Here is a 1,503-nt window from a genome sequence, read left to right on the forward strand (position 1 = left end):
CTGTCTCTTGATCACAAGTCTGGTTAATCAAGAGACTTAGCGAGTTCATACCCTTCAAGGATGGTTTGTAACCTAAACCATCCTTGCCATAACGTCTTTATAGAAGCGCGCCCCGTTCGCTTGGTATTCTTCCAACCACCTAACCGAGCAATACCGTTGTAAGCCCATGATATATTAGGCGCTTCTTTCGGTAGTTCTTTCTTCTCCAACTTGAGCCACATTAACTTCCACGCTTTGCCTCTTAATACCCGCTCACAGCTGGTCTTAGATAACTCGTCTGATTCATTCATAAACCTCAACTGGAGTAACCGAGTCGCGATAAAAGCCAAAATAACGCTGAGCCTCTCTAAGTTGTCCTTACTTTGCATTCTCAGTTGCTCAACCTCTGTCCCTTCACTTTTCCAGACTTTATGAAAATCTTCTATCAGCCAGCGCCGCTCATAATAACTGACGATTTTGAGTGCCTCTTCCTTGCTCGTTATCGGCTCAGAAGTCAGTAAGTGCCATACGAGCTTATCGCTACTCTCTCCTTGTTCTATACATCCCACGTAGTAAAGCGGAATGTTATCGAACTCTTTCTTGTTAGCAGGAGACTTGAGTGTCACGGGGGCATATTTGATATCTAAATGAGCCTTGCGAGCTTTACGCCCCCCTTTTTGCGGTATTTCGAGCACTTTCTCTCCGGCTGATAACAGGGTAGAGGCATAGCTATAAAGACGATTATCATGCTCTTCAATACAGCGGCTTTGCATTGAGCGAACGATGAACCTTTGTTGTTGCTCTCGCTTGTAAGTGAGGTATTCAAATAGGTCGGCTTCTCTATCGCACACAGAAATGACATCCGAAATTTTATCGCCAAGTCGCTCAGCGACATGGCGAGAGGCTTGTTCCCACTTATAACTTTCTTTCTCTTTGTATGGTCGAGTCGCATGCTGGTGCCTTTGGCCTCGCTTTTCTATATCACGAGTCCAGCGCTGTTGTTCAATTAAACCAATAACAGATTGAGTGTCGGGAGCAAAAAGTAAGGTTGAGTGTACGAACATGGCGCGATGTCGGTTGCCTTGATTGGAGTGCCCGAGTTCATCTCGAATGCTGCGATGGGAGTAACTGAGAGAAGTGGTGTCTTCTAAGGCAAGAAGTGTTTGTTGCTCTAATGCTTCTTGTGCGGTGACATAAAACCCCGCTTCTGCGATATCTTCTGCTTTGATTTGCTCATTACGGATGAAGCGATAAGCCCCTTCCATTTCAGCAGGGGAGATAATGAGTTTCGAGACGGGTACACCAGGTTGCTCGGCCAGTGAGGCTGCGAGAGTAACGAGTCTTTGAGTGCGTCTAGGGTCATTTAGGTGGGCTTGACCGAACTGTTTTTGTGCCCAGAGGGTTGGCTCTATATAGGTCATGATAATCATCCTTGTCATTGCTTAGATGATCAGATCATGAAACCTAAAAATAGTTCAAAAAAAATCCCCAAGCGTGGCTTAGGGATTTGTGTATAAGAGACAG

The 1,503-nt window shown here is 45.5% G+C and carries 1 protein-coding gene; it reads right to left on the reverse strand.

From position 1 onward, the window contains the following. Positions 1 to 23: 23 nt before the first annotated feature. Positions 24 to 1,400, reverse strand: a complete 1,377-nt coding sequence (locus AB6F11_RS21635; RefSeq protein WP_102319739.1) for an IS4 family transposase — start codon at positions 1,398 to 1,400, stop codon at positions 24 to 26. Positions 1,401 to 1,503 lie beyond the last annotated feature (103 nt).

The sequence above is a fragment of the Vibrio sp. 10N.247.311.14 genome, assembly GCF_041467715.1.
GTDB classification, from domain to species: Bacteria; Pseudomonadota; Gammaproteobacteria; order Enterobacterales; family Vibrionaceae; genus Vibrio; species Vibrio crassostreae_C.

Coding starts and splice junctions, on each gene's coding strand:
- AB6F11_RS21635 (WP_102319739.1), bottom strand. CDS start 1,400: ATGACCTATATAGAGCCAACCCTCTGGGCACAAAAACAGTTCGGTCAA.